This window comes from Salinarimonas ramus (genome assembly GCF_014645695.1).
Lineage (GTDB): Bacteria > Pseudomonadota > Alphaproteobacteria > Rhizobiales > Beijerinckiaceae > Salinarimonas > Salinarimonas ramus.
Window position 1 is genome coordinate 131,733 of the sequence record NZ_BMMF01000011.1, and the last position, 18,673, is coordinate 150,405.

At 71.8% G+C, this 18,673-nt stretch carries 15 protein-coding genes and 1 pseudogene; 5 read left to right on the forward strand and 11 right to left on the reverse strand.

The genetic code is table 11. The features are described from left to right. Position 1: 1 nt before the first annotated feature. The gene (locus IEX89_RS17915; protein WP_188914622.1) at positions 2–2,896 is read right to left on the reverse strand and encodes a monovalent cation/H+ antiporter subunit A; all 2,895 of its coding nucleotides are present in this window, start codon (positions 2,894–2,896) and stop codon (positions 2–4) included. 331 nt (positions 2,897–3,227) lie between these two features. Between IEX89_RS17915 and IEX89_RS17920 the strand changes: the two genes are divergently transcribed. Further along, entirely contained in the window at positions 3,228–4,220 is a 993-nt protein-coding gene (locus IEX89_RS17920) for an alpha/beta fold hydrolase (protein WP_188914623.1), read from the forward strand. Here the strand turns inward: IEX89_RS17920 and IEX89_RS17925 are convergent. Together IEX89_RS17925 and IEX89_RS17930 are read right to left on the reverse strand one after the other, a co-directional pair. Continuing rightward, positions 4,129–4,938 carry a hypothetical protein gene (locus IEX89_RS17925; protein ID WP_188914624.1) on the reverse strand — a complete coding sequence of 270 codons (810 nt, stop codon included), beginning with the start codon at positions 4,936–4,938 and terminating at the stop codon, positions 4,129–4,131. The two genes, IEX89_RS17920 and IEX89_RS17925, sit on opposite strands and share 92 nt — an antisense overlap. 110 nt (positions 4,939–5,048) lie before the next feature. Next, positions 5,049–5,363, reverse strand: a complete 315-nt coding sequence (locus IEX89_RS17930) for an FHIPEP family type III secretion protein (protein ID WP_188914625.1) — start codon at positions 5,361–5,363, stop codon at positions 5,049–5,051. 65 nt (positions 5,364–5,428) lie between these two features. Between IEX89_RS17930 and IEX89_RS17935 the strand changes: the two genes are divergently transcribed. Both IEX89_RS17935 and IEX89_RS17940 read left to right on the forward strand, forming a co-directional pair. Continuing rightward, positions 5,429–5,887 (forward strand): EscU/YscU/HrcU family type III secretion system export apparatus switch protein, encoded by a 459-nt coding sequence (locus tag IEX89_RS17935; protein WP_188914626.1) that lies wholly within the window; start codon positions 5,429–5,431, stop codon positions 5,885–5,887. A gap of 110 nt (positions 5,888–5,997) precedes the next feature. Beyond that, complete coding sequence (locus tag IEX89_RS17940; RefSeq protein ID WP_188914627.1) at positions 5,998–6,816, forward strand: universal stress protein; 819 nt, start codon at positions 5,998–6,000, stop codon at positions 6,814–6,816. 40 nt (positions 6,817–6,856) lie between these two features. On the opposite strand, the gene IEX89_RS17945 is transcribed toward IEX89_RS17940, so the two are convergent. The 4 genes and pseudogenes from IEX89_RS17945 to IEX89_RS17960 all read right to left on the reverse strand — a co-directional run bounded on the left by IEX89_RS17945 (position 6,857) and on the right by IEX89_RS17960 (position 12,457). Further along, positions 6,857–8,344: a TrkH family potassium uptake protein gene (locus IEX89_RS17945; RefSeq protein ID WP_244645560.1), complete on the reverse strand. Its 1,488-nt coding sequence runs from the start codon at positions 8,342–8,344 to the stop codon at positions 6,857–6,859. A 4-nt stretch (positions 8,345–8,348) separates the two neighbouring features. Beyond that, entirely contained in the window at positions 8,349–9,746 is a 1,398-nt protein-coding gene (gene trkA, locus IEX89_RS17950; protein ID WP_188914628.1) for a Trk system potassium transporter TrkA, read from the reverse strand. A 168-nt stretch (positions 9,747–9,914) separates the two neighbouring features. Further along, a pseudogene (gene atzF, locus IEX89_RS17955) lies at positions 9,915–11,674 on the reverse strand (allophanate hydrolase). A gap of 123 nt (positions 11,675–11,797) precedes the next feature. Further along, a complete protein-coding gene (locus tag IEX89_RS17960; RefSeq protein ID WP_188914629.1) occupies positions 11,798–12,457 on the reverse strand; it encodes a GntR family transcriptional regulator in 660 nt (219 codons plus the stop codon). 183 nt (positions 12,458–12,640) lie between these two features. Between IEX89_RS17960 and folP the strand changes: the two genes are divergently transcribed. Continuing rightward, the gene (folP, locus tag IEX89_RS17965) at positions 12,641–13,498 is read left to right on the forward strand and encodes a dihydropteroate synthase (RefSeq protein WP_195826190.1); all 858 of its coding nucleotides are present in this window, start codon (positions 12,641–12,643) and stop codon (positions 13,496–13,498) included. Further along, on the forward strand, positions 13,495–14,346 hold the full coding sequence (gene folK, locus IEX89_RS17970; protein WP_188914630.1) for a 2-amino-4-hydroxy-6-hydroxymethyldihydropteridine diphosphokinase: 852 nt from the start codon (positions 13,495–13,497) through the stop codon (positions 14,344–14,346). Before folP ends, folK begins: the two co-directional genes overlap by 4 nt. 7 nt (positions 14,347–14,353) lie before the next feature. On the opposite strand, the gene IEX89_RS17975 is transcribed toward folK, so the two are convergent. The 4 genes from IEX89_RS17975 to IEX89_RS17990 all read right to left on the reverse strand — a co-directional run bounded on the left by IEX89_RS17975 (position 14,354) and on the right by IEX89_RS17990 (position 18,548). Continuing rightward, the gene (locus tag IEX89_RS17975) at positions 14,354–15,613 is read right to left on the reverse strand and encodes an extracellular solute-binding protein (RefSeq protein WP_188914631.1); all 1,260 of its coding nucleotides are present in this window, start codon (positions 15,611–15,613) and stop codon (positions 14,354–14,356) included. Between the two features lie 75 nt (positions 15,614–15,688). After that, the gene (locus IEX89_RS17980) at positions 15,689–16,519 is read right to left on the reverse strand and encodes a carbohydrate ABC transporter permease (protein ID WP_188914632.1); all 831 of its coding nucleotides are present in this window, start codon (positions 16,517–16,519) and stop codon (positions 15,689–15,691) included. Continuing rightward, a complete protein-coding gene (locus IEX89_RS17985; RefSeq protein ID WP_188914633.1) occupies positions 16,516–17,418 on the reverse strand; it encodes a carbohydrate ABC transporter permease in 903 nt (300 codons plus the stop codon). Before IEX89_RS17985 ends, IEX89_RS17980 begins: the two co-directional genes overlap by 4 nt. Next, positions 17,415–18,548 (reverse strand): ABC transporter ATP-binding protein, encoded by a 1,134-nt coding sequence (locus tag IEX89_RS17990; RefSeq protein WP_188914634.1) that lies wholly within the window; start codon positions 18,546–18,548, stop codon positions 17,415–17,417. The genes IEX89_RS17985 and IEX89_RS17990 overlap by 4 nt, the downstream gene beginning before the upstream one ends. Between the last annotated feature and the right edge of the window lie 125 nt (positions 18,549–18,673).

The window sequence follows — 18,673 nt, forward strand, 5'->3', positions numbered from 1 at the left end:
CTCACGCCTCCTTGTCGCGTGCGGGCTCGACGACGCGCGGCGCCGCCATCGCACGGCCGCTGCCGCGTGCCGCGTCGTGGAACGGCGGCTCGTAGGGACCCTCCGGCACCGGCACGCGCTCCGCCTTGTGCTCGACGCGCGAGATCTGGAAGAGCGCGAGCAGCACCGTGCCGACGACCGTGAGGAAGACGCCGAGGTCGAAGGCCATGGCGGTGGCGAGCTCCACCTCGCCGACGAGCGGGATGTGGAAGTAATCGTACGACGACGTCAGGAACGGCGCCCCGAACAGGAAGGATGCGACGCCCGTGAGCCCCGCGATGATCACGCCCGCGCCGATCATGGCGTGCGGGTTGTAGCGCGCCCGCGCCGAGGCCCAGTCGAAGCCGGAGGCGATGTATTGCATGATCAGCGCGATGGCGACGACGAGGCCGGCGATGAAGCCCCCGCCGGGCTCGTTGTGGCCGCGCAGGAAGATGAAGATGCCCACCGTGATGGCGAGCGGCAGGATCACCCGCGTCGCGACGACGAGGGGCATGGGATGCGCGTCGCCCGACTTGCGGGTCGGCAGCATCGCCGCGAGCCGCCGCGCGGAGGCGCCCCGAAGGGCGGAATCCAGCATGGCGAAGATGGCGAGCGCGGCGATGCCGAGCACGATGATCTCGCCGAACGTGTCCGTGCCGCGGAAGTCGACGAGGATGACGTTGACGATGTTGGTGCCGCCGCCGCCGGGCTTCGACTGCGCGATGTGGTATTCCGAGATCGAGGCGACGTCGCGCGTCATCACGGCGTAGGCGAGGGCGGCGACGCCCAGGCCCGCCGTGATGGCGATGGCGGCGGAGCCGAAGCGGTTGGCGTTGCTGCGCTCCGGCGCGCCCTGGCGCGGCAGGAGGTTGAGCGCCAGGAGCAGGAGGATCGTGGTGACGACCTCCACCGAGATCTGCGTCAGCGCCAGGTCCGGCGCGGAGAATTGCAGGAAGGCCACGGAAACGACGAGGCCGACCACGCTCGTCAGGACGAGCGTGAGGAGCCGGCTCGTATGCGCGACGACGACGGCGCCGCACACGGCGACGAGGACCGCCCAGGCGACGATGGCCGGCGGGCTCGCCGGCAGCGTCGCGCGCGTGCCCGGCGCATGCCCGCCCTGGAGGAAGGCGACCGCGCCCACCGCCACGATCGAAGCCACGATGATGCCCGCATAGAGCTGGAGCGAGCCCGTCTGCGTCGCGCCGGTGAAGCCGCGCGCCGTGGAGACGAGGCCCGCGATGGTGCGGTCGAACATGGACTTCGCGTCGGGATGCGGCAGCCCCGCATGCGCCGCCGAGAGCGAGCGGTAGAGCGCGACCACGATCGTGCCGACGACGATCGCCGCGATCGACATGAACAGGGCAGGGGTCAGCCCGTGCCAGATGGCGAGGGAATAATAGGGCAGGGTATCCGTCTGCAGCACCGCCATGGAGGTGCGCGCCACGATCGGGCCTGCGATCGGCGGCACGAGGCCGATGGCGACGACGAGGACGACGAGCAGCGCCACCGGCGCCCACATGCCGACCGGCGGATCGTGCGGGTGGTGCGGATAGCTCTGGCGCACCGGGCCCATGTAGGTGAACCAGGCCAGCCGCAGCGAATAGGCCACCGAGAACATCGCCGCGAGCGTCGCCAGCGCCGGAACGAGATAGGGGATGCCGGTGAGCTCGGTGTGGGCGGCTTCCTCGAGCATCATCTCCTTCGACAGGAACCCGTTGAAGAAGGGCAGGCCCGCCATCGATGCGGCGGCGATCAGCGCGAGCACGCTCGAGATCGGCATGAGCTTGGCGAGCCCGCCGAGCTTGCGGATGTCGCGCGTGCCGGCCTCGTGGTCGACGATGCCCGCGCTCATGAAGAGCGCCGCCTTGAAGGTCGCGTGATTGAGGATGTGGAACATCGCCACGACGACGCCGATCTCGGTGCCGAAGCCGAGCAGCATCGTCATCATGCCCAGATGCGAGACCGTGGAGAAGGCGAGCAGCGCCTTCAGGTCGTTCTTGAAGATGGCGATGAAGGCCGCGATCGCCATCGTGGCGAGGCCCACCGGCGTGACGATCAGGAACCAGATGTCCGTTCCCGCAAGCGCCGGCCAGAAGCGGGCGAGCAGGAACACGCCCGCCTTCACCATGGTGGCGGAGTGGAGATAGGCCGAGACCGGGGTCGGCGCCGCCATCGCGTGCGGCAGCCAGAAATGGAAGGGGAACTGGGCGGACTTGGTGAAGGCGCCGACCAGGATCAGCAGCAGAGCCGGCACGTAGAGCGGGTGCGCCTGGATGACCTCGCCGCGGGTGATGATCTCGGAAATGGCGTAGGTGCCGGCCGCCTCGCCGAGGAGCAGCATGCCGCCGATGAGCGCGAGCCCGCCGCCGCCCGTCACCGCGAGCGCCATGCGCGCGCCCTGGCGCCCCTCCGGCAGGTGGCGCCAATAGCCGATGAGGAGGAAGGACGAGAGGCTCGTCATCTCCCAGAAGACGAGGAAGAGCAGCGCGTTGTCCGAGAGCGCGATGCCGAGCATGGCGCTCTGGAAGAGCAGCAGGTAGGCGTAGAAGCGCCCCATCGGGTCCTGTCGCGCGAGGTAGTAGCGCGCGTAGAGGATGATCAGGAGCCCGATGCCGAGGATCAGCCCGGCGAAGAAGAAGCCCAGCCCGTCGACGAAGAACGAGAAGGAGAGGCCGAGCTGCGGAATCCAGGGCAGCTCCTGGCGCAGGACCTCGCCCGCGTAGACGCCCGGCAGATGCGACATCAGGAGCGCGAAGGAGCCGAGCGAGGCCGCGCCGGCCGTCGCCGCGCAGGCGTTGCGGCCCCAGCGGATGGTCACCGGAGCCAGGAGCGCGCCGAGGAGCGGCAGGAGGACGATGAGGGCGATGCTCATGTGGGCGTCGGGCCACCTCTGTTCGCGGGCGTGGTGGGGCTCGGGTAGCGGAACGGCTTCGTTTGCGCCTGCCCGTCACCGGCTTTCGCCCTGCGGCGCCCGGTCGGCATGCGCGAACGCCCGCGCGCGGCCGGCGACGCGCCCGCGCGACCGCCCCCGCAATACGGTCTGCCCCCATGGCGCGCAAGCGATTTCCACGCCGGCGCGGCGGGTGATCCGCCCCTGTCCACCGTTCGACGAACCCCGTCCCCCGCCTTCGGCCTTGACGCGCAGGGTGCGCGGCGCCGAATGCTGATGCGTCGGATTTTAGCCGAGGAGAGTTTTACGCGCCATGAACGACACCGAGAGCGCCGCCCCGGCCGCCCCGGCCTCCACCAATGCCGCGGACACCTACGCCTCGCATTTCGTGCGCGCCGGCGACGGGCTGCGCCTGCACGTGCGCGTCTACGGCGGATCGAGCGCCGCGCTCCCCGTCGTCTGCCTGCCCGGCCTCGCGCGCAACGCGCAGGACTTCCACGATCTCGCGCTTCGCCTCGCCCGCGACCCGAAGCGCCCGCGCCGGGTGCTCGCCCTCGATTATCGAGGCCGCGGCCTCTCCGAGCGCGACCCCGATCCCGCCCGTTACGACGTCGGCGTCGAGATGCAGGACGTGCTGGCCGTGCTCGCCGCCCTCGACGTACCGCACGCGGCCTTCGTCGGCACCTCGCGGGGCGGGCTGATCACCATGGCGCTCGCGGCGACGCGGCCCGCCTGCCTGCGCGCCGTCGTCTTGAACGACATCGGCCCGGTGATCGACGGCAAGGGGCTCATCCGCATCCGCGGCTATGTCGGCAAGCTGCCGACGCCGAAGGGCTGGCCCGAGGCCGTCGACGCGCTGAAGCGTCTCCAGGGCGCGCAATTCCCCGGCCTCGACGAGGCGGGATGGACGGCGCTCGCGCGGGGCACGTGGACCGAGCGCGAGGACGGAACGCTCGCGCTCTCCTACGATCCCGCTCTGATGAAGAGCCTCGAGGCGCTCGACCTCGAGCGCTCGCCGCCGCCGCTCTGGCCGCTCTTCGAGGCGCTCGGCCACCTGCCGGTCCTGACGATCCGGGGCGAGCATTCCGACATCCTCTCGCGCGAGACCCTCGCCGAGATGGGCGAACGGCATCCGCGTCACGAGGCCGAGAACGTCTCGGGCGAGGGGCACGCGCCGCTGCTGCGGGGCGCGCTCGCCGATCGGATCGCGGATTTCATCGCCGCGGCGGAAGCGGATGCAGGGCGGTCGCGGCGAGATCCGCCTGCTGCGATCCGGGCCGAGGAGCCGCGTCTGCCTCGGACGTAGCCGCCTCGGCGGTCGCGACCGGGGTCGGCGCGGCGGCGCGGGCGGGGACGGGGGCGATCATCGGCTCGGGCGTGGGCTGCGGCGTCTCCACCGCGAGCTCGGCCGTCCAGCCCTCGGGCAGGCGCACGCGCATCTCGTCCTCGATGCGCTCGCGCGCCTGCGGGTAGAGCGCGCGCCCATCGAGCGCGAGGACGTTCGCGGCGAGCCGCGCCTCGCCCTCGGCGAGGCGGGCCAGCGCCGAGAGCGCGACCGCCGCGACGGGGGGCGGGGTCGCCTCGGCCTGCGGATCGACGACGAGCTCGCTCACCACGGGCTCGGCGACGAAGCGAGCGCGCGCGGCGATGAGGATGGCGGAGCGCTCCGCCTCGTCCGGCACGGCGCCGACGAGGCGAAGCCCGTCTGCGTCGCGCAGGGCGCGGAAGGGCGAGGGCCGGGGCGGGGCGGCGGCGACGACCGGCTCGACGGCAGCCGGCTCGACGGTGGCCGGCTCGGAGGCGACGGCGTCCTCGGCCGCGCCGTCCGGCGTCTCGGTCGCGGCGACGTCGTCGCTCGCTTCCGCGTCGGCGGGCGGCGCGCCGTTCAGGGAGCCCGTGGCGACCGGGTCCTGCGGCGCCGAGGCTGTTCCTCCAGCAGGAACGAGCCACAGGAGGGCGGCGAGCGCGGTCGCGGCACCGGCGAGAGCCGTGCCCGCGAGCGCCAGGCGAGGCGTACGCGTCATCGAGGCTGTCCCCATCGGCGCGTTCCCCTGCGCCGTCGTTGGCGTTGCGGCTCTCTTGTCGCCCGCGAGAGTGACGAAAGCGAGGCGTCGCGTCAGTGTTCGATCTGTCCTCAGGCGGCGGCCTTGGCGGTCCCGACCACGGCGACGGTGCGCATCTGGTAGTCCGGCGCCACGTCCGCGAAGGAGAGCACCGGCAGCTCGACCTTGTGCTGCTTGAGGACGCGCCTGAGCTGTCGGCGCAGGTCCGCGGGCGTCATCAGGCACAGCGGCACGCCCTCGCGGGCGTTCTCCTCCATGCGCTTGCGGACCAGGTCGACCACCTTCTTGACCGTCGCCTCCGCGGTGCGCAGGGCCGTGGCGTCGGAGCTCGCGATCTTGCGCATGGCGGTTTCGACGTCGGGGCCCAGCACGAGGGCTTCGATCACCTGGTTGCCGTCGGCCTCGCCGTCGTCTTCGGCTACGCCGACGACATCGTCTGGTCATCGGCTGCGTGCTCCTCGTTCTGTTCGCCGCCATCGACTACGCCATCCAGCGCTGGCTCTTCATCCGCGACAACCGCATGACCCTCACGGAGGTGAAGCGCGAGATGAGGGAGAATTACGGCGACCCGCACGTGCGCGGAGAGCGAAGAGCCGAGCGCAAGCGCATCGCCCAGTCGGCAGGCCTCGTGGGGCCCAACTCCGCCAATTTCTGGATCGAGGGCCCCGACGGCGCCATCGGCATCGCCTACAAGCCGGAGCTCTCCGGCGTTCCCGTCGTCGCCGCCAAGGCCACGGGCGAGAACGCGCGGACCTTCCTCGCGACCGCGCGGGAGAACGGCATCGCCATCACGCAGGCGCCCGACGTGTTCCCGATCCTCGTCGAGAAGGGGAAGGTGGGCGATGCGATCCCGCGCGACACGTTCCAGCGGATCGCCCAGCTGCTGGTGCGCGCCGGCTTCTCCGGCTGACCCCCGCCCTTGCGAAAGGTCAATGCGCGGCGCGGCGGCCGGTCGCAGCCTCGTGGACGAGCCGGGCTCGGGCGCGCCGCCCGCGTCGGCGCATGAGAGGAAACGCCCCCATGATCAAGGACATCCTCGTCGTCCCGACCAATGCCGGCGATGCGCTCGGCCCCTTCGCGGCCGCGCTCGCGCAGGACCACGGCGCCGCCGTGCGGATCGCCGCCCCGGCCTTCGACATGATCTCGCCGACCTACGTCGTCCCGGAGATGCCCGTCGAGATCCTCGACAACGCCCGCGAGGCCGCGCGTGCCGAGGCCCGCGCCCGGGCCGAGGGAGTCGCTTCGCGCTTGCGCGAGGCCGGCATCGACCCGCGTACCGAGGTGATCTCCGGCAGCTTCGACGCCTGCTCGCACGAGCTCCAGCGCCGGGCGCGCTATTGCGATCTCGTGGTCGTCGAGCAGGCGTCGGCGCGCGAGCGCGAGGGCGAGGCGGCGTTGGCGGAGGCGCTGCTCTTCGGCGCGGGCCGGCCGATCCTCCACGTGCCCTACGTCCAGAAGACGCCGCTTTCCTACGATCACGCCCTCGTCGCCTGGGACGAGAGCCAGACGGCGGCGCGCGCGCTCGGCGCGGCGCTGCCCTTCCTCGCGCGCACGCGCTCCGTCGAGGTGGTCTCCATCGAGGACGGGCGCCGGCCGGGCACGGCGGATCCGGAGGCCTACGCCCGCCACCTCGCCGCCCACGGGGTTCGCGCCCGCGGCCGGCGCATCGCGAGCGTGGGCGACATCGCCGACACGCTGCTCTCGCACGCCGCCGACATGGGCGCCGACTATCTCGCCATGGGCGGCTACGGCCATTCGCGCCTGCGCGAGTTCGTGCTGGGCGGCGCCACCCGCGGCATCCTGCGGGCGATGACCGTGCCCGTCGTGATGATGCATTGAAGGGCGCGGGACGGCGCGCTTCTCTACGCGCTGGCGGGGATCACCCCCGCCAGAAGCGCGGCATGAACAGGATCAGCACGGTGAACAGCTCCAGGCGCCCCAGCAGCATGGCGAAGGCGAGCACCCATTTCACCGGATCCGGCAGCGGGCCGAACGTGCCCGCGGGTCCGATGATGGGGCCGAGCCCCGGGCCGACGTTCGAGAGGGCGGACACGGCGGCGGACGCGCTCGTGAGGAAGTCGAGGTCGAAGGCCATCAGGACGATTGTGATGACCGAGTAGCACACGAAGAAGAGCGAGAAGAACACCACCACCGAGGCGACGACGTCGTCCGGCAGCGCGCGCCCGGCATAGGAGCGGGGAAACACGCCGCGGGGGTAGAGCAGGTGCAGGAAGTGGCTGTGGAGGAGCCGGGCCATCACCTCGTAGCGGAAGATCTTCACGCCGCCGGCGGTCGAGCCCGTGCAGCCGCCGACGAACATGAGCCCGAAGAAGACGCCCACCGCGACGTTGCCCCACGCACCGTAATCGGTGGAGGCGAAGCCCGTCGTGGTGACGACGGAGACGACGTTCATCGCCGCGTGGCGGATGGCGTCGCCCAGCTCGTAGCGCTCGGAGGAGACGAGCCACAGGCTCATCAGCGCGATGACGACGGCGAGGAAGCCGAACAGGACCCGCACCTGGCTGTTGCGCAGCGTGTCGAGCTGGCCCTGGAAGAGGCGCACGTAGAGCACGAACGGCACCGCGCCGGCGAGCATGCCGACGATGGCGATCCAGTGCACCGCGGGCGTCGTCCAATTGCCGAGCGAGTTGTCGTGGGTGGAGAAGCCGGCCGTCGAGATGGTGGTGAGCGCATGCGCCAGGGCGTCGAAGGGCGTCATGCCCGCGAGCCAGTAGGCGACGGCGCACAGGGCGGTGAAGCCGAGATAGAGCGAGACGATGGCGGTGGCGATCTCGCGCACCCGCGGCAGCACCTTCTCGGAGCGGTCCGAGCTCTCGGTTCGGAAGAGCTGCATGCCGCCCACACCGAGCGCCGGCAGGATGGCGATGGCGGTGGCGATGATGCCGATGCCGCCCATCCATTGGAGCAGCGCGCGCCAGATCAGCACGCCGGGCGGAGCGTCCTGGAGGCCCACGATCACCGTCGCGCCCGTCGTGGTGAGGCCCGACACCGCCTCGAAGAAGGCGTTGGTGAAGCTGTCGCGCAGCTGCGCGTAATCCGAGAAGTAGAGCGGCAGCGCTGCGAACAAAGCCACCGTGAGCCAGGTGAGCGGCGTGAGCACGAAGGCCTGGCGCAGCGTCAGCCCGCCGGCGAGCTTCGTGCGCGAGATCGACACGAGGCCCGCGCCGAAGGCGGCGGTGACCGCGCTCGAGAGCGCGAAGGCGCGCCAATCCTCGTTGCGCGCGAACAGGTCGAAGGCGGCGGGGATGAGCATCGCCGCCGAGAGCGCGAGCAGCATGCCGCCGACCAGCATCATGATCGGCCGGAACGCGGGGGGCGCCCAGGTGTCGATGGAGACGCGCGCCATCCGGTCAGCGCTCGTCGGAGCGGAAATCGGAGCCCTTTCCGGCGAGGAAGGCCTCCGCCTTCTTCAGCGCCTTGTAGGTCACCATGGCGATGACCGAATCGCCGGCATGGACCTTGAAGTCCCCGTGCGGGATGACGACCTGCTCGCCGCGCACGACGGCGCCGATCAGCATGCCGTCGGGCAGCCCGATCTGGTTGATCGGTCCCGAGACGAGCTTCGAGCCGGCCTGCGCCTTCGCCTCGATCACCTCGCCGAACTCCTCGCGCAGCGTGTAGAGCGCCGACACCGAGCGGTGGCGCACGTGGCGCAGGATCGTCGAGATGGTGATGGCGTTGGGCGAGACCACGGCGTCGATGCCGAGCGAAGGCATGATCGGCTCGTAGCTCGTCTTGTTGACGAGCGTGATGGCGCGCTTGCAGCCCATGCGCTTGGCGAGCACCGAGGAGAAGATGTTGGTCTCGTCGTCGTTGGTGACGGCCACCACCGTCTCGGCCGAGCCGGCGTTCGCCTCCTCGAGCACGTCGTTGTCGAGCGCGTCGCCGTGCAGCACGACGGCGCGGTCCCCCAGCTCGCGGGAGACGAACTCGGCGCGCTCGCGGGAATTCTCGATGATCTTGAGCCGCACGTAGGGCGCCTCGCGCGCCAGCATCTTGGCGAGGTTGAGGCCGACGTTGCCGCCGCCGACGATGACGACGCGGCGTGCCACGCGCTCCTCGTGGCCGAACACGGCCATGACCCGGTCGACGCGGGAGGGCTCGGTGACGACGTAGACGTCGTCGCCGCGCTCGATCCGGTCGGCGCCACGGGGGACGAAGGCGGTGCCGTCGCGCACGATGGCGACGACGATCATGTGCGGGTCCGGCATGACCTGCGGGACCTCGCCGAGCGTGCGGCCGGTGAGGATGCAGCCCGGCGTGTCGGTGTGGATGCCGAGCAGCTGCACGCGGCCTTCCGCGAGCGGCACGGTGTCGAAGGCGCCCGGCGTGCGCAGGCGCCGCGCGATGCCGTTCGCCACCTCGAGCTCGGGCGAGATGACGACGTCGATGGGCATCTGGTCGGCGGCGTAGAGCGCGCGGGAATAGGGATCGAGATAGCCGTGGTGGCGTACGCGGGCGATGCGGCGCGGCACCCGGAAGAGGGAATAGGCGACCTGTGCGGCCACCATGTTCACCTCGTCGGAGCGGGTGACGGCGATGAGCATGTCCGCCTCGCGGCAGCCGGCGCGCTCCAGCACCTCGGGATGCGAGGCGTGGCCCACCATGCCGCGGACCTCGTAGCTCTCGTCCACGCGCCGCGCCTGGCCCGCGTCCGCGTCCACGACGGTGACGTCGATGCCCTCGTTGGCGAGATGGCGCGCGATGGTGGAGCCCACCTGCCCGGCGCCGCAGACGACGATCTTCATGCCCTGCCCGTCGCGTGTTCAACGTCCGCCGCGCACGAGGAGCCGCACGCGCCGGGAAGAGTTCGGACCGCCCGTCCGGGGCGAAGGCCGCGCCGCCGTGTTTACGACGAAGCGCGGGCATGGGCAAGGCGGGACGAAAGACGGGAGCGGACCGGCGCGGTGGCCCGCCTACGCGCGGGCGCGTTCCGCGCGATAAGCCCGCCAGCCGCCGAAGCCGGTGATGTCATGCGCGCCGTCGAGCCCGGCCGTCTCGCACAGGAAGCCCTTGGGGCGCGTCCCGTCGGCGAGGACGAGGGTTCCGATGCACAAGGGCGCGGGAATGCCGGCGACGAAGGTGCCGAAGGCGTCGGGCGCGAGCGACCAGACCTCCGTCTCGATCGCGCCGCCGCCTTCGCCCACGCGCACCAGCCCCGGCCGCTCCGGCGGTCCGCCGGCCAGCGCGTGGAGGCGGTAGAGCGGGGCGGTCGCCACCGCGCGCAGGAGGACGCCGCTGCGCGCGGTCAGCTCGTGGTTGAGCGGCATGCCGGTAAGGTGGGCGCCGACGACGGCGATCTCGATGCGGTCGTTCATGCGAGGCGCTCCCCCGCGACACCGCCGACGCCCGGGAACAGGCGCGCGCCGAGATCGGCGAGGCGCGAATCGTGCCCCGCGGGCGCGACGAGGGTCGTCCCCGCCGGAAGGCCGTCCGCGCGGAAGGGGCCCGGCACGGCGAGCGCGGCGAGGTCGAGCAGGTTGACGAAGTTCGTGTAGGTCCCGAGCCGGCTGTTGGGGACGATCGGGTCGGCCTCGAGATCGGCGAGCGTCGGGAAGAGCGGCGCCGTCGGCACGGCGAGCGCGTCGACCTCTTCGAAGAGCGCCTGCGCCACCCGGGCGTAGCGCCTGAGCGCGTACATGCCCTCGAACGCGTCCACCGCCGAGAAGCGGTCGGCGCTCGCGACGATGGCGCGGGTGACGGGGTGGATCGCCTGCGCGTGCGTCTCGAAGAAGCCGCCGATCGCGGCGCGGCGCTCGGCGACGAAGGGCCCGTCGTAGAGGAGCTTCGCGCAGTCGAGGAGCGGGGCGACGTCGTGCTCGACGATCGCGACCCCGAGCGCCGCGAGCCGCGCGACACCGGCCTCCCAGGCGCGCGCGGCAGCGGCGTCGCCGAAGAAATGGAGATCCTCCGGGCGCGGGATCGCCACGCGGGTGATCGCACTCGCCGGGGCGGACGACAAGGCGCGCGAAAACGGGTCCTCGACGTCGAAGCCGCGGGCGACGTCGAAGGCGCGCCGCGCGTCCGCGATGGAGAGGGCGAAGATCGAGACGCAGTCGAGGCTTCGGCAGGCGGGGACAACGCCGCGCGTGGAGAGCGCACCGACCGTCGGCTTGAGGCCGACGAGGTTGTTGAGCCCCGCCGGCACACGGCCCGAGCCCGCCGTATCGGTGCCGAGCGAGAACGTGCATAGGTTCTGCGCCACGGCCACCGCCGAGCCGGACGACGAGCCGCCGGGCACGCGCGTCTTGTCGAAGGCGTTGCGCGGCACCGGATGAGGCGTGCGCACGCCCACCAGCCCCGTGGCGAACTGGTCGAGGTTGGTCTTGCCGACGAGGAGCGCGCCCGCCGCCAGCAGCCGCTCGACGACGGGCGCGGTGCGCTCCGGCACGTAGGCGAAAGCCGGGCAGGCGGCGCTCGTCGGCAGCCCCGCGACGTCGATGTTGTCCTTCACCGCGAAAGGCACGCCCCAGAGCGGGAAGCGCGCCGGGTCGAAGGCCGGCAGCGCCCGTGCCGTCGCGCGCATAGATTCGGCGTCCGGGCGCGCGAGGAAGATGCCGGGATCGTCCAACGCGGCGATCGCGGCCTCGATCTCGTCGAGGATCGCGAGCGGGCTCTCGCCCGCCTCGTAGCGGGCGTGCAGGGCGTCGATGGTCGGGGGAGCTGTGGCGGGCAAGGTCGTGCTCTCGTCGGGGCGTTCCGCGTGCTCACGCGAAAGGCGTGCCACGCAGAAGCGCCGGCCTGCTGTACGCGAGGCGTGTCGTCCGGCACTCATTGTATGCAATGCGCGATACTTTGCCTACGGAAAAGGCAGGTCGGACGGCGCGCCGATGCGGACCACCTCGTTGCGCGTCGCCTCGAGATGCGCGCGCATGGCGGCGGCGGCCCCGTCCGCGTCGCCGCGCAAAATCGCGCGCATTACCGTCTCGTGCTCCGCGTGGGAGCGCGCGAGACGCTCGGCGGAATCGAGCTGGACGCCGCGATGCGGCGCGAGCCGCTCGCGCGTGGCGAGGGCGAGGTCCTTGAGGTAGCGGTTCGCGGCGCCGTCGTAGATCAGCGTATGGAAGGAGAGGTTCTCGGCCCGATATCCGGGGAGGTCGACCCCGCGCACGAGGGCGGCCATGGCCTCGTGCTGCGCCTCGAGCCGGCGGCGCAGGGCGGGCGTCATCAGCCGCGCGGCGCGTGCCGCGCACAGAGCCTCGAGCTCCGCCATGGCCTCGAACATCTCCGCGAGCCCGTCGACATCGATGGCGACGACGCGGGCCGGGCGGTGCGGGCGCAGTTCCACGAGCCCGCTCGCGGCGAGCTGGCGCAGGGCCTCGCGCACCGGCGTCCGCGACGCGCCCAGGCGCTCGGCGAGGGCGATCTCCTCCAGCGTCGTGCCCGGCGCGAGCGCGCCCGAGAGGATCTCGCGCGTCAGCTGGAACACGATCGCCGCGCCCCGCGTGGGACGTTCCATCAGCCACTCCCGCCAGCCGTTCCTGCCCGTGCACCCGTCCCGGGCGTAGCACGGGGCCCTCCGACGAGCCAGACCGGCGCGCGCCCCGCGCGCGGCGCAGCACCGCGCCGCGTCATCCCCTCTTGCGCGCACCCCTCACCCCGTCGCAATCAGGCGCCGCGCATCTTCTCCCCGGAGCCGACCATGCTCGACCAGACCGGCATCGCCAGGCGCGACGCTTTCCTCGCGGCCCTGAGCCGTCGCCCGCTCGTCATGGGCATCCTCAACGTGACGCCCGATTCGTTCTCCGACGGCGGTCTCCACGCGGCCCACGACGACGCGGCACGGCGCGCAGGCGCGATGGCGGCGGAGGGGGCGGACGTGATCGACATCGGCGGCGAATCGACCCGCCCCGGCGCGACGCCGGTCACGGCCGAGGACGAGCTCGCCCGCATCGGCCCCGTTCTCGACGCGCTCTGCCCGAGCCTCGACGTGCCGGTCTCCGTCGACACCTACAAGGCGCGCGTCGCCCGCGAGGCGGTGCGCCGGGGCGCGGTGATCGTCAACGACGTCTGGGGCCTCGCCCGCGATCCGGGGATGGCGGATGCGGTGGCGCAGACCGGCGCGGCCCTCGTGATCATGCACAATCGCGAGAGCGTCGACCCCGACATCGACATCCTCGACGACGTCGAGCGCGTCCTCGGCGTCGCGCTGGAGCGCGCCGCGCGGGCGGGCGTGCCGCGCGAGCGCATCCTGATCGATCCCGGCATAGGCTTCGGCAAGAGCGTGGAGCAGAACCTCGCCTGCTTGCGCGCGCTGCCGCGCCTGAGGCGGCTCGGCTGCCCCGTCCTCGTGGGCGTCTCGCGCAAGTCCATGTTCGGGCGTCTCCTCGGACGGCCCGTGGACGAGCGGCTGCCGGCGACGCTCGCCACCAACATGGCCTGCGTGCTCGCCGGCGCGGCGGTGATCCGCGTGCACGACGTGGCGCCGCACGTCGACGCGCTCGCCATGTTGCGGGCGACCGGCGCCCTTTCCGCGGCGGCGACGGGAGAGCCGGCATGAGCGATCGCGTCTTCGTCTCGAACCTGATCCTCTTCGCGCATCACGGCGTCCATGCCGAGGAGACGCGGCTCGGCCAGCGCTTCTCCATCGACATCGAGTGCGGCACCGATTTCGAGGAGGCCGCCCGGGGCGACGACCCGGAGGCGGTGGTGGATTACGGGGCCTTGTGCGCGCTGGCGGCCGAGGTGTCGGCGTCGGGCCCGTTCAAGCTGGTCGAGACCCTCGCGGAGCGGATCGCGTCGGGCGTCCTCGGGCGCTTTCCCGCGGTGCTCGACGTGCGGGTGCGCGTGCGCAAGCCCTCGGCACCCGTGCCGGCGGTGCTCGACCACGTCGGCGTCGAGATCCACCGCGTGCGGCGCACGCCGATCGCGCTCTCGCTGGGCTCGAACGTCGGCGACAGCCGCGCCACCCTGCGCGCGGCCCTGGCGAAGCTCGGCGCGGCGGAGGGCGTCGCCGTCGAGGCCGTCTCGCACGTCTACCGCACGGCGCCCTGGGGGCGCGCGGACCAGCAGGACTTCCTCAACCTGTGCGCCACGGGCTGGACGAGCCTGCCGCCGCGCGCGCTCCTGCGGCTCGCCAAGGCGATCGAGCTGCAGCTCGGCCGCACGCCCGAGGTGCGCTGGGGCCCGCGGGTGATCGACATCGACCTCCTGCACTACGGCGACCTCGCGCTCCGCGGCCCCGAGCTGACGCTGCCCCATCCGGAAATGGGCTCGCGCGCCTTCGTGCTGGTGCCGCTGGCCGAGATCGCGCCGGATCGGGTGATCGGCGGGGTGCGGGTCGCGGACGCGCTCGCCCGGCTCGCGCGCGAGCCGGGCGACGTCGTTCGTCTCGACGATCCGGGCTGAGCCGGCCTTACTTCATGCCCAGCCGATCGCGCAGGGTCTCGGCCAGCGCGTCGACGGTCTCGACGGGCTCGGCCCCCTCCGTGATCTCGACGAGGGAGGCCGCGATCAGGTCGGTGACCGCGACGCCCTCGACGCCCGGGAAGGCGTACCAAGGGCCGCCGTAGGTCACGACCTGCTGGTGGGCGACCTTGGCGTTCGGGTTCGCCTCGTACCAGGCGCCGAGATAGGCCTCGTCGGCGAGGACGATGCCGTTGGCGGGCGCGTAGCCGGTGTTCTCGACGATGATCTTCTGGCCCTCGGGGCCGGTGACGAAGGAGATGAACTCCCAGGCCGCCTGCTGCTTCGCCTCGTCCTGCGTGAGCATCACGACGCCCGAGCCGCCGGTGGGGAAGTAGACGCTCGCCGTGTCCTCGGCGACCACGGGGAGCGGCTTCACGACGATGTCGAAGTTCTCGCCCGACGCCTGCTCGAAGCGGGCCAGCAGCGAGGAGGATTCGAGCATGATGCCGAGCGTGCCCGCCGGGAAGGCCTGGCGCGCCTGGTCGGTGCCGTAGCTCGGCATGCCGCCCTCGGAGGCGAAGCGCGCGAACAGCGTAGCCGCGGCATGGCCGGCCTCGTCGTCGAAGGCGACGTCGCTCTCGTCCTCGGTGAGCGGACGCCCGCCATGCGAGCCGAGCAGCGACTGGAAGCGCCAGTCGTGCGGCTGGATCCAGATGCCGTCGATGTCGTCGCCGAGCGCGTCGATCTGCGCGGCGAGCGCGATCACGCCGTCGAACGTGGTGGGGAAGTCCTCCATCGAGCCGCCGGCCTGCGCGACGAGCTCGGGATTCACGTACATGACGAGCGTCGAGCCCGACGTCGCGAGCGCGTGCTGGACGCCCTCGTAGCGCCCGAGCGAACGCAGCGCCGGGGTGTAGCCCGCCGCCTCCCTGGCGGCGTCGTCGCCGAGAAAGCCGTCGAGCGGCACCGGCAGGTCGCGGGCCTCGAGCACGCGCCACAGGTTCAGGCCGACGAAGGCGACGTCCGGCAGGTTCCCGGCGACGGATTCGCGCAGCAAGCGTTGCACGCCGTCCTCGTAGCTCTCGGCGGGGCCGTCGTAGACGATGTCGATCTCGGGATGGGCGGCCTCGAAGGCGGCTTCCAGCGCCTTCTTCGGCTGCGTCCAGATGGTCGGGATGGAATAGTGAACGCGCAGCTCGGTGGTCTGCGCCTGCGCCGAGCTCGCGAAGACGAGGGCGAGGGCCGTCGCCGTGAGGAGGTTTCGCATGGGTCGTTGTCTCCTGTGGTCGGTCTGGTGCGTGGGATCGGAGCGTGACGCTTGGCGCGTTCTTCTCGGGTTCGATCAGCCCTTGAGCCCGCCGGCGGCGAGCCCCTGGGTGAAGGCGCGTTGGGCGAGGAGGAAGCCGATCACGAGCGGCGCCGTCACGACCGCCGCGGCGGCCATGAGCGGCCCGACGTCGGAGCCGGATTCCTGGTCGTTGAAGTAGACGATGCCCCGCGGCGGGGTCGCGAGCGCCCGGTCGGACGTGGCGATCAGCGGCCAGAACAGGTCGTTCCAATGCGCGGTCACCGAGAACACCGCGAAGGCGGTGGCCGCCGGCCAGGCGAGCGGGAAGGCGATGCGCCAGACGATCGCGGTCTCCGACAGGCCGTCCACCCGCGCCGCCTCGAACAGGTCCGAGGGGATCTGCGCGAAGAACTGACGGAACAGGAACATGCCGAAGACGGAGGCGACGAAGGGCAGGATCAGGGCCGTGTAGGTGTCGAGCAGGCGAAGCTGCGCGAGGCCGAGGAAGATCGGTATCGCCGTGACGTGGTAGGGCACGAGCAGCCCGGCGAGCACCATGCCGAAGACGAGCGTGCGCGCCCGGAAGCGGCGCTGCGTCAACGCGTAGGCGCAGGGCACGGCGAGCAGGATCTGGAAGACGAGGATGCCGACGCACACGACGACGCCGTTCATCAGGTAGCGCGTCAGGTCGACGGCGGTGAAGGCCTCGACGTAGTTCGACCATTCGAAGCGGGTGGGCAGGAAGGCGATCTCGCGGGTGAAGATCTCGTCCGCCGGCTTGAGCGAGACGGAGAGCATCCAGACGAAGGGCAGGAGCACGATCGCGGCGCCGAGAAGAACGAACGTCGTCGAGACGGCGCGACGGACGAGGAGGCGCGTGCTCATTTGTAATGCACCCGGCGCTCGAGGATGCGGAACTGCAGAAGCGTCAGGGCGAGCACGAAGGCGAAGAACACCATCGTGATCGCGCTCGCATAGCCCGCCTTGAAGTAGACGAAGCCTTCCCGATAGAGCGCGTAGACGAGGGTCTCGGACGCGAAGGCGGGCCCGCCGTCGGTGAGCGTCGCCACCGTCTCGAAGACGCGGAAGGACTGCGTCGCCGTGATCACCGCCACGAAGAGCGTGGTGGGCCCGAGCATGGGCCAGGTGACCGTCCAGAAGCGCTCCCACGGACGATCGGCGCCGTCGACCTCCGCCGCCTCGTAGAGGTGGCGCGGGATGGCGGCGAGCCCGGCGAGGAAGAGCACCATGTTGTAGCCGATGGTCTGCCAGATCCCGATCGCCGCGAGCGTGTAGAGGACGAGCCCGCGGTCCGAGAGCAGGTCCTGGCGCGGGAAGCCGAGGTGGCTCAGGACGGCGTTGAACAGGCCGATCGAGGGGTGCAGCAGCATCTGCCAGGCGAGCGCCATGGCGACGAGCGTCGCCGCCACGGGCAGGAAGTAGGCGGCGCGCAGCACGTTGGAGAGCATGCGCGACCACGTCGCCATCTCGTGCAGCGCCATGGCGACGAGGAGCGCGAGCCCCATGGAGAACGGGATCACCACCGCGACGTAGAGGAGCGTGTTGGTCACCGCCCGGCGGCCGATGGGGTCCGTGAACAGAGTCGTGTAGTTCTCGAGCCCGACGAAGCGGAAGCTGCGCGCGCCGAACTGGTAGTCGGTGAAGGAGAGCAGCGCGACGATCGCGACGGGGACGAAGATCAGCACGATCATCATCACGGTCGCGGGACCGGCGAGCCACAGGTCCGTGAGCGCGTCGCGCCCGGCGCGGGAGAGGCGCCTCATGCCGCCGCCCTCTCGAGACCGAGAGCGAGGCGCGCGCCGCTCGTCGCGTCGAAGACGTGGACGTGGCGCGGCTCGAAGGCGAGGGCGATCTCGGAGCCCGGCGCCGGCGGGGCGTAATCGCCGGGGGCGAGGGCGCGCAGGGCCTGCCCGTCGTCGGCGCGCAGGTGGAGGAGGACCTCGGCGCCCAGATATTCCACGGCCTCGAGCCGCGCGCGGACGGCGCCGCCGGGCGCCGGCACGAGATGCTCGGGCCGGATGCCGACCGTCGCCCGCGCGGGGAGGGGCGTCGTGGATGCCGTCCGCGGCGCGAGCGCGGCGAAGGGGCCGGAGCTCTCGCCGGGAGCGAAGGCGACGTCGAGGAGGTTGATCGGCTGGGCGCCGATGAAGGCGGCGACGGCGCGGTTCTCGGGGCGCTCGTAGAGGTCGCGTGGCGCGCCGACCTGGGCGATGCGCCCGCCGAGCACCACAGCCACGCGGTCGGACATGCTCATCGCCTCGACCTGGTCGTGCGTGACGTAGACGAAGCTCTTTTCGGTGCGGCGGTGGAGCGCCGCCAGCTCGGCGCGCATCTGCACGCGCAGCGTGGCGTCGAGGTTCGAGAGGGGCTCGTCGAGGAGGAAGATCGAGGGATCGCGCACGAGCGCGCGCCCCACCGCGACGCGCTGCTTCTGCCCGCCGGAGAGCTGGCCGGGCTTGCGCTGGAGGAGGTCCTCGATGCCGAGCATCTCGGCGATGGACGCGACGCGCCGCGCCTGATCCGCCCGCTTCGCCCGCGCGGAGGGCAGGAGCCGGTCGAGCCCCGGCAGCCGCTCGAGCCGCGACATGCGGCGCATGGCGAGCGGGAGGGCGATGTTCTGCGCGACCGTGAGATGGGGGTAGAGCGCGTAGGACTGGAAGACCATGGCGACGTTGCGCTCGGCCGGCGTCAGCTCCGCCACGTCGCGCCCGTCCATGAGGACGCGGCCCGTGGTCGGGCGATCGAGGCCGGCCATGATCCGGAGCGTCGTCGACTTGCCGCAGCCGGAGGGGCCGAGCAGCGAGGTGAAGCTGCCCTCGGCGACCTCGAGCGAGATGCCGTGGAGCACGGCCGTCTCGCCGAAGCGTCGCGTCACCTCGCGCAGCGCCATCATGCTGGGGTTCCCGTGATCGATCGCGTAAGCTAACGATCATCTACCGCAGCGTGATGTAAGTTTTATGACGTTCCTTGAGACCGTCGTCGGTGCGTGGGCTGGCGAGACGTCGATGCAAGGCGCCG